Here is a 12,727-nt window from a genome sequence, read left to right on the forward strand (position 1 = left end):
GGTAGTGTCGCGAGAATGACCGATGATGCGCCCCTGATCGAAACGATGTCGGATCCCGCTGTGCAGCGGATCCTCGACGTCTCCCGCCGTGCCCGTGCGGCCACGAAGACCCTCTTCGTCGAGGACGTCGAGCCGGTGACCCACGCCGTGCGCACGGGCGTCGAGTTCGTCGGGGTCTACGCGGCCGAGACGTTCGACATGCCGAGCGACCTTCTGGCCGAGTTCGCCGAGCGCACCGTGCCGTTCTCGCGCGTCGCGACCGGTGTCATGAGCCAGATGTTCAAGGGCGACCGTCGCCCGGCGATGTTCGCGATCGCCAAGGCGCCGCGTGCGCCGCGCATCGGCGACCTGCGCGAGGCATCGGGCGACATCGTGATCCTCGACGGCGCGCGCATCGTCGGCAACATCGGCGCGATCGTCCGCTCGGCCTACGGACTCGGTGCGGCGGGGGTCGTCCTCGTCGACAGCGAGCTCGACAGCGTCCTCGACCGCCGCGTCGTGCGGGCGAGCCGCGGATACGTCTTCTCGCTGCCGGTCGTCCTCGCGTCGCGCGACGAGGTGCGCGACCTCCTCGCGACCGGGATCCGGTCCGTCGCGGTCGACGCGAGCGGGTCGCTCTCGCTCGACGAGCTCGGCGCCGTCGACGAGCGTCTCGCCCTCGTGTTCGGCGGCGAGAAGGCCGGCCACTCGGGCGCGCTGGTCGCAGATGCATCCGACGCCGTGTCGATCCCGATGCGCCGCGACACCGAGTCGCTCAACGTGTCGGTCGCGGCGGGCATCGCGCTCGCGGCGCGCACCACGGTCAACCTCTCGGAGTGACGGAGGGCGCGACATGACGGGGACGCGCGGGGAGGGGCCACCGCCCGGCGGCGTCCGCGCGCCGGTCATCGTCGCGTTCTGCGGCATGGGGTACCTCGCGCTCGTGATCTGCGGGCTGGGGGTGGTGAGCCTCGCGCAGGACGACGACGTCATCTCGACGCCCGACATCGGGATGCTCTCGGGATACATCGCCGTCGGAGCATCGGTCGCGGCATTCGCGCTGCTGCTGTGGGGCGTGGTCTCCTCGGAGCGGCCGTCGTTCTGGTCGACCGCGGGCATCGCCCTCGCCGCGGGAGCCGTCCACGCCCTGGCGCTCGGCGTGGCGGCGTTCGCGGCGACGGGGGATCTCGGATCCGCCGGCGCTGCGATGAGCGAGGTGCTCCTGAGCTGGGTGTCGCCGACGATCGTCGTCACGGCGGCGATCGCCGCGTGGGCCGGAATCGCCCTGCGGCGCACGCGCTCGGGCCGCCCGCGCTGGCCGTGGGAGGATCCCCGCGATCAGTGACGCGGCATCGACGACGCCCGCGGCCGGGGCAGCGGGAGGCTCGTCAGGAGCCGCGCCCCAGGTCGCGCGGGTCGAAGGGCGCGTCGAGCGAGGTCGTCAGCTCCTTCAGCAGGGCGTCGACCTGAGGGTCCACGAACTCGCTGACGGCGGCGCGGATCCGCGAACTGTGCGTCGCGAGCAGGCGGCACACGTCGCGCCCGATCTCGTTCGCGTACTCGTCGGCGAGCGCGACCTCGTGGCGCAGCGCCGCCTTCGCGTCCTCGCTGAGCGGCGGCAGGGGAGGCGCGTCCCGCGCGGCCTCTTCTTCGAACCCCGCGATCGTGAAGAGGAACGGCTGCCCGGGAGCGGGCTCCGGGTCGAGGGGGAGGCCGTCGAACTCGGGATCCAGGTCTTCTCGCGGCCGGTAGGTGCGCGACTGGTTGCGGGCGGACTGCTGGTCGAGCTCGGCCTGGAGGAGCGGCAGGTTGTGCTCGGTGTACCCGGCGACACGCTGGTCGATGATCGTCTTGATGCGGGTCGAGAGACCGTGCTGCACCCCGTGCGGCGCGTCCTCGTCGAGGCCGGCGGCGCGAAGGACGGGGGATCCGAGGCATCGGCGACACGGGGAGCGGCGCCCGCGATGCGTCGCCGGCTCCCAGCGGGGCAGCCAGCGGAGCCAGGCCTCGACGGCCTGGTTCACGCGGGTTTCGAGCGACCGCTCCATACCTCACAGGGTACGGGGGAGACGGCGTTTGCAGGGCGCGTGTCGCACACGTATGATGGATCCGTGTGCGTGCACGCGCTTGTCGCGTGCCCGTACGCGAGGGATGGGACCTGCGAACAGGTTCACCCCCACGGCATACCCACCGCAGTACATCCGTTCATTCGCTCGGATGGGTGGGTCGACGTGAAACATCACGCCCCGCTGTCACCGTGCAGCATTGAATCAAGGAGAAACGTGCCAACTATTCAGCAGTTGGTTCGCAAGGGCCGCTCCGCCAAGGTCTCGAAGACCAAGGCGCCCGCCCTGAAGGCGAACCCGCAGCAGGCAGGTGTGTGCACCCGCGTGTACACCACCACCCCCAAGAAGCCGAACTCGGCGATGCGCAAGGTCGCTCGTGTGAAGCTCCGCAACGGCACCGAGGTCACGGCGTACATCCCCGGTGAGGGCCACAACCTGCAGGAGCACTCGCTGGTGCTCGTGCGCGGTGGTCGTGTGAAGGACCTCCCCGGTGTGCGCTACCGCATCGTTCGCGGTGCGCTCGACACGCAGGCCGTCAAGAACCGTAAGCAGGCTCGCAGCCGCTACGGCGCGAAGAAGGGTTGAGTTAGATGCCTCGTAAGGGTCCGGCCCCCAAGCGCCCCGTCGTCAACGACCCGGTCTACGGCGCCCCGATCGTCACGCAGCTCGTCAACAAGATCCTCGTCGACGGCAAGAAGTCGATCGCCGAGCGCATCGTCTACGGCGCCCTCGCGGGTGTCGAGGCGAAGACGGGCGGCGACGCCGTCGCGACGCTCAAGAAGGGCCTCGACAACGTGCGCCCCACGCTCGAGGTCCGCAGCCGCCGCGTCGGCGGCTCGACGTACCAGGTTCCGGTCGAGGTCAAGCCTCACCGTGCCAACACGCTCGCTCTGCGCTGGCTCGTCAGCTACGCGAAGGGCCGTCGTGAGAAGACGATGACCGAGCGTCTCATGAACGAGATCCTCGACGCGTCGAACGGCCTCGGTGCCGCGGTCAAGCGCCGCGAGGACACGCACAAGATGGCCGAGTCGAACCGCGCCTTCGCGCACTACCGCTGGTAAGACACAGCGACTCTCGCCGGCCCCGGATCGCTCCGCGGGGCATCCGGGGCCGGCGTCCCTGCTTCATCCCTCTTCTCACGTAAGGAAACTCGAAGTGGCACAAGACGTGCTCACCGACCTCAAGAAGGTCCGCAACATCGGCATCATGGCCCACATCGATGCCGGTAAGACCACCACGACCGAGCGCATCCTGTTCTACACGGGCGTCAACCACAAGATCGGTGAGACGCACGACGGTGGCGCGACGACGGACTGGATGGAGCAGGAGCAGGAGCGTGGCATCACGATCACGTCCGCTGCTGTCACGTGCTTCTGGGATGGCTCCCAGATCAACATCATCGACACCCCCGGCCACGTCGACTTCACGGTCGAGGTCGAGCGCTCGCTTCGCGTGCTCGACGGTGCGGTCGCCGTCTTCGACGGCAAGGAGGGCGTCGAGCCCCAGTCCGAGACGGTCTGGCGTCAGGCCGACAAGTACAACGTGCCGCGCATCTGCTTCGTCAACAAGATGGACAAGCTGGGCGCCGACTTCTACTTCACGGTCGACACGATCATCAACCGCCTGAAGGCGAAGCCGCTCGTGATGCAGCTTCCGATCGGCGCCGAGAACGACTTCGTCGGCGTCGTCGACCTGCTGAGCATGAAGGCCTTCACCTGGCCGGGCGACTCCAAGGGCGACGTCACGATGGGCGCCAAGTACGAGATCGAGGAGATCCCCGCCGACCTCCAGGAGCGCGCGCAGCAGTACCGCGAGCAGCTCGTCGAGGCCGTCGCCGAGAGCGACGAGGCCCTCCTCGAGAAGTACTTCGGTGGCGAGGAGCTGTCGATCGACGAGCTGAAGGCGGGCATCCGCAAGCTCACGATCGCGGGCGCCGCGTACCCCGTCTTCTGTGGTTCGGCCTTCAAGAACCGCGGCGTGCAGCCGATGCTCGACGCGGTCGTCGACTACCTCCCCGCTCCCATCGACGTGCCCGCCATCGAGGCGCACGACCCGAAGGACGAGTCGGTCGTCGTCGAGCGTCACGCCGACCGAGAGGAGCCGTTCTCGGCTCTGGCGTTCAAGGTCGTCACGCACCCCTTCTTCGGTCGCCTGACCTACATCCGCGTCTACTCCGGTCACCTCGACTCGGGCGCGCAGGTCATCAACTCGACCAAGGGCAAGAAGGAGCGCATCGGGAAGATCTTCCAGATGCACGCCAACAAGGAGAACCCGGTCGACTCGGTCACCGCGGGCCACATCTACGCGGTCATCGGCCTCAAGGACACCACGACGGGCGACACGCTGTGCGACCCGACGCACCAGGTCGTCCTCGAGTCGATGACGTTCCCCGAGCCCGTCATCGAGGTCGCGATCGAGCCGAAGACGAAGGCCGACCAGGAGAAGCTGGGTCTCGCGATCCAGAAGCTCGCTGAGGAGGACCCGACCTTCCGCGTTGAGAACAACGCCGAGACCGGTCAGACCACGGTCAAGGGCATGGGCGAGCTCCACCTCGACATCCTCGTCGACCGCATGAAGCGCGAGTTCAAGGTCGAGGCGAACGTCGGCAAGCCCCAGGTGGCCTACCGCGAGACGATCCGCCGCGCCGTCGAGCGTCACGACTACACCCACAAGAAGCAGACGGGTGGATCCGGTCAGTTCGCGAAGATCCAGTTCAAGCTCGAGCCCATGGAGGTCGAGGACGACAAGATCTACGAGTTCTCCAACGCCGTCACGGGTGGCCGCGTTCCGCGCGAGTACATCCCCTCGGTCGACGCGGGCTTCCAGGACGCGATGAACGTCGGCGTCCTCGCCGGCTACCCGATGGTGGGCGTCAAGGCGACGCTCGTCGACGGTGCGGCGCACGATGTCGACTCGTCGGAGATGGCGTTCAAGATCGCCGCGTCGATGGGCTTCAAGGAGGCCGTCCAGAAGGCGAGCCCCGTGCTGCTCGAGCCGCTCATGGCGGTCGAGGTCCGTACTCCCGAGGAGTACATGGGCGACGTCATCGGCGACATCAACTCGCGCCGCGGACAGATCGACTCGATGGAAGACGGCCAGGGCGTCAAGGTCGTGAGCGCATTCGTGCCGCTGTCCTCGATGTTCGGCTACATCGGCGACCTGCGTTCGAAGACGTCGGGCCGTGCCGTGTACTCGATGGAGTTCAGCAGCTACGCCGAGGTTCCCAAGGCGGTTGCCGACGAGATCATCCAGAAGGGCAAGGGCGAGTAACTCTCACCCTCCCCTGAAGGCTGCGGACGGGGGCCGACCGAGTGCCGGCCCCCGTCCACACACGTACAACTTCACACAGACTGTCTCTATTAGACTGAAACAAACCCCGGAAGAGAGCCGGTCGCAATCCAGCGCCCGGTACTTCTCCCTGAGCGTCCTGAGGAGGACATAGTGGCTAAGGCCAAGTTCGAGCGCACCAAGCCGCATCTCAACATCGGAACGATCGGTCACGTCGATCACGGTAAGACCACGCTGACCGCCGCCATCTCGAAGGTGCTGGCGGACAAGTACCCGTCGGACGTGAACGTGGTGCGCGACTTCGGTTCGATCGACTCGGCTCCTGAGGAGCGCGACCGCGGTATCACGATCAACATCTCGCACGTCGAGTACGAGACGCCCACGCGTCACTACGCTCACGTCGACGCCCCCGGCCACGCCGACTACGTCAAGAACATGATCACCGGTGCCGCCCAGATGGACGGCGCGATCCTCGTGGTCGCCGCGACCGATGGTCCGATGGCGCAGACGCGTGAGCACGTCCTTCTCGCCAAGCAGGTCGGCGTTCCCTACCTGCTCGTCGCGCTGAACAAGAGCGACATGGTCGACGACGAGGAGATCCTGGAGCTCGTCGAGCTCGAGGTTCGCGAGCTTCTGTCGTCGCAGGGCTTCGACGGCGACAACGCTCCCGTCGTGCAGGTCTCGGGCCTCAAGGCTCTCGAGGGCGACGAGAAGTGGATGCAGGCTGTTGCCGACCTCATGGAGGCCGTCGACAACTCGATCCCCGAGCCCGAGCGTGACCGCGACAAGCCGTTCCTCATGCCGATCGAGGACGTCTTCACGATCACCGGTCGTGGCACGGTCGTCACGGGTCGCGCCGAGCGCGGCATCCTGAAGATCAACTCGGAGATCGAGATCGTCGGCATCCGCGCGACGCAGAAGACCACCGTCACGGGCATCGAGATGTTCCACAAGCAGCTCGACGAGGCCTGGGCCGGCGAGAACTGCGGTCTCCTGCTTCGTGGTCTGAAGCGCGACGACGTCGAGCGCGGCCAGGTTGTCGTGAAGCCGGGTTCGGTCACGCCGCACACCGACTTCGAGGGCACGGCGTACATCCTGTCGAAGGACGAGGGTGGCCGTCACAACCCCTTCTACACGAACTACCGCCCGCAGTTCTACTTCCGCACCACCGACGTCACGGGCGTCATCTCGCTGCCCGAGGGCACCGAGATGGTCATGCCAGGCGACACCACCGACATGACGGTCGAGCTGATCCAGCCGATCGCCATGGAGGAGGGCCTCGGCTTCGCCATCCGTGAGGGTGGCCGCACGGTCGGCGCCGGTACGGTGACGAAGATCATCAAGTAAGACCTTCGGTCTCACTGAGGAGCGGGGCGGATCCTTCGGGATCCGCCCCGCTTCTTTTCGTTGTCGTCACGCATTTCACAGGGACGTGGCCATCTCGAGCGTCTAGCCTCCCCGTATGACGTATGCCGACGACGACCGCAAGCCGCCGCGCAGTCGCCTGCGCGTGGGCCTCGCCACGCTGCTGTTCTTCATCTACCTGGCGTTCGTCATATGGGTGACCATGACGCCGAGCCTCGACGGGGTGGGCGTCGACTCCGTCGCAGACCGCGTCCTGCGTGTGCTGCACCGCGTGGGCGTGCCCGACGCGTTCGGCTACATGGAGCTGGAGTTCGTCGCGAACATCGGCATGTTCGTGCCCCTGGGGTTCCTCCTGGGCCTCGCGCTCCCCGGTTGGGGCTGGTGGCTCGCTCTGCTCCTCCTGCCCGCGTACTCGGGCGCAATCGAGTGGGTGCAGGGTGAGTACCTGGGCGGTCGCGTGAGCGACATGCGCGACATCGTGGCGAACTCGATCGGCGCGTGGATCGGCACGTTCGTCGCCGCGACGCTGCGCGGCATGGTGCATGCGCGAGACAGGAAGGTCCTGGATCGAGCCATGTGGCAGCGAGAGCGCGAGCGCCGCGCTGCTCGGCCGCCGCAGGAGCGGGTCGCCGCCCCGCCGCGCGCCCCCTATGTCGCCCCGGCGCGTGATCCGTATGCGTCCGCGCCGCGCGACGCCCAGGCCACGGCCGTGCTGGATCCGTATGAGCCCGCGCCACGCGGTGCGAACGACACCGCCGTACTGGATCCGCAGGGATGGTCGGATCGCACGCCGACCGCCGAGACGCCTACGCAGCGCCTCCCGTACTGACGGCGCGCCGCGTACGCAGGAAGGCCCGGACGCGATGTCCGGGCCTTCCTGCGTACGCCGGGGTCAGCAGCCTTCGACGGCGCCCGTCGTCGTGTTGACCATGGGGGTCGCCTGCAGGGCGGCCGGGCCGAACTCGCCGTCGCCGGAGAAGGTCGCCGTGACCGTGGCGAGCTCGCTCGGGGCGAGATATGTCTCGAAGTACGCCACGGGCCGGTCGAGGTCGACCACGTCGTCGCGCTTGAGTTCGACGGCGCGGCCTTCGACCTGGACGCTCTCGATGGTCGTTCCGGGAGGGCCGTACACGTACACAGCGGTACGGAACTGCGACGAGCCCCAGGTGCCGCTCTTGACGTAGTCGGGCAGCGCGTCGGCCGCACCCTGATCGATGTCGAGGTGCAGCGTCGTGTCGACCTGGAAGTCGCTGCCGCTCTCGCGGCAGGTCTGCGCGACGTCGATGTTCGACTTCATGTAGTAGTCGATCTTCGACGCGGACTCGTCGCGGAAGTAGACGCCGACCGTGCTCTCGTCCTCGTTCGAGGCGGGAAGGATGCCCGAGACGCGCTCGTCGGCGATGTGCTGCTGGACCTCGTCGTCGTCGCTGTGGAAGAGCACGGATCCCTGGTCGATGCCGCGGGTCACGGCGTTCATCATCGTCAGCATGTCGAAGTCGGCGGCTGCGATCTTCTGGAAGACCTGGTCGGCCACGCTCGCGAAGAACGCGTCGACGACCTCGGGCTCCTCGTACGCGTTCCACTTCGTGTACACGTCGCTCAGCAGCATCTGCACGGCGTTGTCGCTCGTCATCGTCTCGCCCGTGGCGAGCTGGATGGGTCCGGTCGCCTCGAGGATGTAGCTGAGGGCGATCGGGTCGATGGCGACGACCCCGTCGATGTCCTGGTCGCCGACGTCGCGGTTCCAGAAGCTCGTCGTGAGCTCGGCCATCGTCGGGAAGTCGGGGCGGCTCGCGGTCGTGTTGATGTGCGTGACGAGATACTCGCTGTAGAGGTCGAGCGCGCTCTGCGGGACGTCGACGTCGACGGGCACGCCCTCCTGGTAGCTTGCGCTCGACGCCTGCGCCGTGATCTCGAACGTGCCGCTGTCGACGTTGATGAGCGTCTGCGACGCGGCGGATCCGCCGAGGCCGACGGACTCGGCGTTGTTCATGAACACGAGCAGGTAGTTGCGCGCCTCGTCGGCGCCCAGCAGGCTCGGCGCGACGCCGATGGCGGGGCCCGCGGTCTGCATGACGCCGTTGACCTGGTCGACGCCCGCGCGCACCGGACCGACGAGGGAGTCGGATTCGGCGACGCGCTCGATGTCGGCGGCCAGCGAGGTGATGTCGGGCTCGACGTCGGTGAGGATCGGCAGCAGACGCTGCAGGATGGGCTCTTCGCTGTCGGAGTCCATCTCGGTGAGAGCCGGGACGGCGAGGTCGTTGACGGCGACGTCGAGCGAGCGCGCGGCGAGCCGCACGCCCTCGAGGTTGTCGCCCGCCCACGGCACGAACTCGGCGAGACGCCACACGGGATCCCACCGGACGCTCGCCGCGGATCCGGCGTAGTCGCCGAGCACGGGGAGCGACGCCTGCATGCTGTCGGGATCCTGCTGCACGTGCGCGATGACCCGCTGGGCGGCCTCGAGGTCGCCCTTCACGATCAGGGCGCGCACGCCGAGCCAGATGGTGCACACGACGAGCACGATCAGGGCGATGACGATCGTGCGCTTCGTGTGCTTCGCGGTCCAGCGACGCCCCGTGCCGTCGGTGGGCTCGTCGGGGTCTGCGGACGCCGTGCCGGGTTCGGGGGCCACCGCCGGGGTCCCCAGTGCGGGCGTCGGCGCGTCTGCGGGCGCATCAGCCGCGCTCTGCGCCGGCAGGATCGTCGTCTCGGCGCCCTGCACGGGCAGCGCGGTCGTCGCGGCGTCTGCCGCCGGATCGTCGTCGCTCGCGGCCTCGGCCGCATCGAGACGCTCGCGCATGTCGCGGAGCTGCTTGCGGGTCAGGCCCGCGAAGGGATCGTTCTGATCTGTCACTTCTTGTCCTCGATGAACACGGGGGAGCTGCCCACCGTGATCTTCACCTTGCCGTTGTTCGGCTTCATGGTCTGGGTGGATCCCCACATGGTCGTGACCTCGACGGGCCCGGACACCTCGAAGGTCGCCTCGCGGTCGCCCTCGATCGACCAGGCGGTGCGCACGGAGTCGCCGTCCTTGCCGAACTGGTACGCGTACACGCCGTCGCCGGCCTTGACCGCCTGCGGGTCGTCGCGGCCGCCGAGCTCGTTGACGAGCAGCGCCTGCACGAATGCGGCGGGCTTGGGCGGCTGAGCGGCGACTCCCGACTGCTTCTGCTCGAACATGCCGAAGTTGCCCTCGTGCGCGTTGGGGTCGGTGCTGTCGTCGATGAGGTCGTACCAGAAGAACTTCGAGGCGCCCTGCCCGAGGGCCGTCAGCTCGGCGCGCGCCAGGCGCTCGCCCTGGTCGGCGTACGAGACGTCCTGCCCCATCTCGGCGCCCGTCGTCCAGCCGAACTCGGTGATCCAGATCGGGATCTCGCCGCCCGCGGCGTTCATGTTCTCGCGGGCGTCGCCGAGCACGCTGCCGAGGCTCTCGGGGGTGTCGTAGATGTACTTGTTGTACGGGTGGAAGCTCGCGACGTCGGAGTTGTTGAGCGCCCCCGTGCCCCACAGACCGGCGAGCCACTCGCCGTCGTAGTTGGCGGTGCCGCCGACGACGATGGGGATCTCGGGGTCGACCTCGGCGACGTGCCGGTCGGTCGACTCGATGAGCGGCTGGTAGCACTCGGGCGCGGATCCGCAGCCGCCGGGAGCGAAGCGCTCGTGGTTGAACTCGTTGAACACCTGCACGCCGACGACGTCGAACGTGCTGGCGATCGCGGCGGCGTAGCGGCCGAACGCTTCGACGGCCTCGGGCGAGGCGGGGCGCGCGCCGCCGTCGTAGAGCGGGTTCGTGTAGTTGACGATGCCGAGCAGGCCGATGCCGTGCGACGAGAACTTGCCGAACTCCTCGGTGTAGTGCGACGAGAAGCTGTACTGGCCCGGCGTCGTCTCGTTCTGATCCCAGAGGACGTCGTTGCGCGCCATGCTGAAACCGACGGCGCGGATGGGGTCTGCCGCGTCGACGTACCAGGACTGATCGGCGTGCGTCGCGACGCCGAGGCGCTTGTCGGGCGTGATGTTCGCGCCGTCGTAGTCGACGACGCCGAAGGGCGCGGTGACCTGGCCGCCCTGCGCGTCGGTGACGGAGAAGGTGTAGTAGCCCTGCGAGACGCCCTCGAGCGGGATGTTCGCGTACCCGCCCTCGACGGCCTTCGAGCCCTCGGCGACGACGTCGCCGCCCGTCGTCGTGACGGCCCACTTCGCGTCGCCGTCGGCCAGCGAGACGCCCATGGAGGCGCCGCGCTCGCGGAGGATGAGCGAGTCGTTGAGGATGCCCCACTCGGAGGAGACGCCCTCGAAGGATCCGTTCGGCACGACGCTGTCGCCGCCGGCTGCGGGCACGAGCGCGATGTCGTCGATGCCGAGCCCGGAGACGGATCCCGTCACGCGGATCTCGACGGGGACGGCGCTGGCGCCCTGCGGAGCCGTGAACTCGCCCGTGACCTCGCTCCAGTCGCCGTTGATCTCGCCCAGGGGGATCTTCTTCTCGCCGACGAGGAACGTGGCCTCGACCGGCTGCGGCTTGCGCGTGCCCTGACGGACCTGGGCGGTGAACTCGTACTTCTCGCCGGCCTGCACCGAGACCTCGGTGCGGAGCGCCGCGGTCGGCTCCGCGACCTTCGGGGCGTCGATGTAGGCGGACATCCGGCCCGCCGCCGCCTGCCCGATCTGCGGCATGATGTCGGCGATCTGCTTCTGGTCGGCGCCCTGCCAGCCGTCGATCGCCGCGTGCAGCGGCGTCGACACCGGCAGCGACGCCACCTGCGGCGTCGGGGTGGGCGTCGGCGTCGGGGTGGGCGTGGGGGTCGGCGTCGCGGTCGGTGTGGGAGTCGGCGTCGGGGCCGCCTCCTCGGTCTGCCCACCGGTGGCGGCCGCCCACGCGATGCCCCCGCCGACGAGCGCGACGACGGCGGCGCCGGCGACGACGAGGAGGATGTTCCTGTTGCGCGGTGTCAGAGCCAAGATCCGGCGTCCCTTCGGAAGGCATGCGAACGGGGTTCATCATCGCATGGAGGTCTGACATTCGAAGGCATCGCGGACCGCACGCCGGTCATAGGATGAAGCGATGCCGACCTCCGCCCCGACCATCGACGCCATCGTGCCGGTGTACGGCGGGTGGGAGCACGTGGAACCGTGCCTCGCGGCGCTCGCCTCGCAGACGCATCCGGTGCGCGTCATCGTGGTCGACGACTGCGGGCCCGACGACACGGCCGACCGCGTCGCGCGTGCCTTCCCCGAGCTCACGCTCCTGCGCAACGAGGCGAACCGCGGCTTCGCCGCGACCTGCAATCGCGGCATCGCGCACGGCGACGGCGACATCGTCGTGCTCGTCAACAGCGACGTCATCGCCGAGCCGACGCTCATGGCCGACATCGCGACCGCGTTCGACGAGGCGTCGGACGAGGTGGCGAGCGTCTGTCCCCTCCTGATGCAGACCGACGGTTCCGTCGACTCGCTGGGCATCACCGCGGATCCCACCTGCGCCGGCTTCGTGCGATTCCACGGCGCCTCTCTCGAGCAGGCGCACCCGACGGATCCGCCCGTGCTCGGGCCCTACGGCGCCGTCGCCGCGTACCGTCGTCGCGCGCTCGACGAGGTCGGCGTGCTCGATGAGGGCATCTTCATGTACGGCGAGGAGCTCGACCTCGCGCTGCGTCTGCGCGCGGGCGGCTACGACACCGTCGCGCTCGACCGGCCGGGCGGCGTGCACATCGGCGGGGCATCGGCGGGCGAGGGTTCGCCGCGGCAGACCCGCCTGGCGGGCTTCGGCCGCGGGTACCTGCTGCGCGCGTGGGGCGTCCTGCGCACGCGCCGCGCCCTCGGTGCGATCGCGATCGAAGCCCTCGTGTGCGTCCGTCGCCTCGTGCTGCGGCGCGATCCCTCGGCGCTGCTCGGGCGCATCGCCGGATGGCGGGCGGCCCGGGGGGTCGTGCGCCCGCAGATCCCGGTCGCGGGCGTCGACCGATCGATCGGATTTCGCCGGGGGATCCGCATGCGGTCGCCGGGGTTCTGGACGCGCTGAC

Annotated in this window: 11 protein-coding genes; 8 read left to right on the forward strand and 3 right to left on the reverse strand. The window is 68.8% G+C overall.

All coding sequences use genetic code 11. From position 1 onward, the window contains the following. Window positions 1-15 precede the first annotated feature (15 nt). Together KOL93_RS02510 and KOL93_RS02515 are read left to right on the forward strand one after the other, a co-directional pair. Window positions 16-819 carry a TrmH family RNA methyltransferase gene (locus KOL93_RS02510; protein ID WP_221583717.1) on the forward strand — a complete coding sequence of 268 codons (804 nt, stop codon included), beginning with the start codon at window positions 16-18 and terminating at the stop codon, window positions 817-819. A gap of 13 nt (window positions 820-832) precedes the next feature. Further along, entirely contained in the window at window positions 833-1,324 is a 492-nt protein-coding gene (locus KOL93_RS02515; protein ID WP_221583718.1) for a hypothetical protein, read from the forward strand. 43 nt (window positions 1,325-1,367) lie between these two features. Here the strand turns inward: KOL93_RS02515 and KOL93_RS02520 are convergent, their stop codons facing one another. Beyond that, window positions 1,368-2,027 (reverse strand): spermidine/putrescine ABC transporter substrate-binding protein, encoded by a 660-nt coding sequence (locus tag KOL93_RS02520; RefSeq protein ID WP_221583719.1) that lies wholly within the window; start codon window positions 2,025-2,027, stop codon window positions 1,368-1,370. Window positions 2,028-2,261: 234 nt separating this feature from the next. Here KOL93_RS02520 and rpsL point away from each other — a divergent pair, with 234 nt between their 5' ends. The 5 genes from rpsL to KOL93_RS02545 all read left to right on the forward strand — a co-directional run bounded on the left by rpsL (window position 2,262) and on the right by KOL93_RS02545 (window position 7,527). After that, a complete protein-coding gene (gene rpsL, locus KOL93_RS02525; protein WP_221583720.1) occupies window positions 2,262-2,630 on the forward strand; it encodes a 30S ribosomal protein S12 in 369 nt (122 codons plus the stop codon). A gap of 5 nt (window positions 2,631-2,635) precedes the next feature. Further along, the gene (gene rpsG, locus KOL93_RS02530; RefSeq protein ID WP_221583721.1) at window positions 2,636-3,106 is read left to right on the forward strand and encodes a 30S ribosomal protein S7; all 471 of its coding nucleotides are present in this window, start codon (window positions 2,636-2,638) and stop codon (window positions 3,104-3,106) included. Between the two features lie 94 nt (window positions 3,107-3,200). Next, a complete protein-coding gene (gene fusA / locus KOL93_RS02535; RefSeq protein WP_308291516.1) occupies window positions 3,201-5,315 on the forward strand; it encodes an elongation factor G in 2,115 nt (704 codons plus the stop codon). Window positions 5,316-5,486: 171 nt separating this feature from the next. After that, window positions 5,487-6,680, forward strand: a complete 1,194-nt coding sequence (gene tuf / locus KOL93_RS02540) for an elongation factor Tu (protein ID WP_221583722.1) — start codon at window positions 5,487-5,489, stop codon at window positions 6,678-6,680. Between the two features lie 115 nt (window positions 6,681-6,795). Next, window positions 6,796-7,527 (forward strand): VanZ family protein, encoded by a 732-nt coding sequence (locus KOL93_RS02545; protein ID WP_221583723.1) that lies wholly within the window; start codon window positions 6,796-6,798, stop codon window positions 7,525-7,527. 63 nt (window positions 7,528-7,590) lie between these two features. Here KOL93_RS02545 and KOL93_RS16300 read toward each other — a convergent pair whose 3' ends face one another. After that, complete coding sequence (locus KOL93_RS16300; RefSeq protein ID WP_221583724.1) at window positions 7,591-9,558, reverse strand: DUF4012 domain-containing protein; 1,968 nt, start codon at window positions 9,556-9,558, stop codon at window positions 7,591-7,593. Beyond that, a complete protein-coding gene (locus KOL93_RS02555; protein WP_221583725.1) occupies window positions 9,555-11,666 on the reverse strand; it encodes a carbohydrate binding domain-containing protein in 2,112 nt (703 codons plus the stop codon). The genes KOL93_RS16300 and KOL93_RS02555 overlap by 4 nt, the downstream gene beginning before the upstream one ends. A 103-nt stretch (window positions 11,667-11,769) precedes the next feature. Here KOL93_RS02555 and KOL93_RS02560 point away from each other — a divergent pair, with 103 nt between their 5' ends. Continuing rightward, entirely contained in the window at window positions 11,770-12,726 is a 957-nt protein-coding gene (locus KOL93_RS02560) for a glycosyltransferase family 2 protein (RefSeq protein ID WP_221583726.1), read from the forward strand. Window position 12,727: the final 1 nt, after the last annotated feature.

Origin of the sequence: Microbacterium salitolerans, from assembly GCF_019720895.1 — a bacterium.
GTDB lineage: Bacteria > Actinomycetota > Actinomycetes > Actinomycetales > Microbacteriaceae > Microbacterium.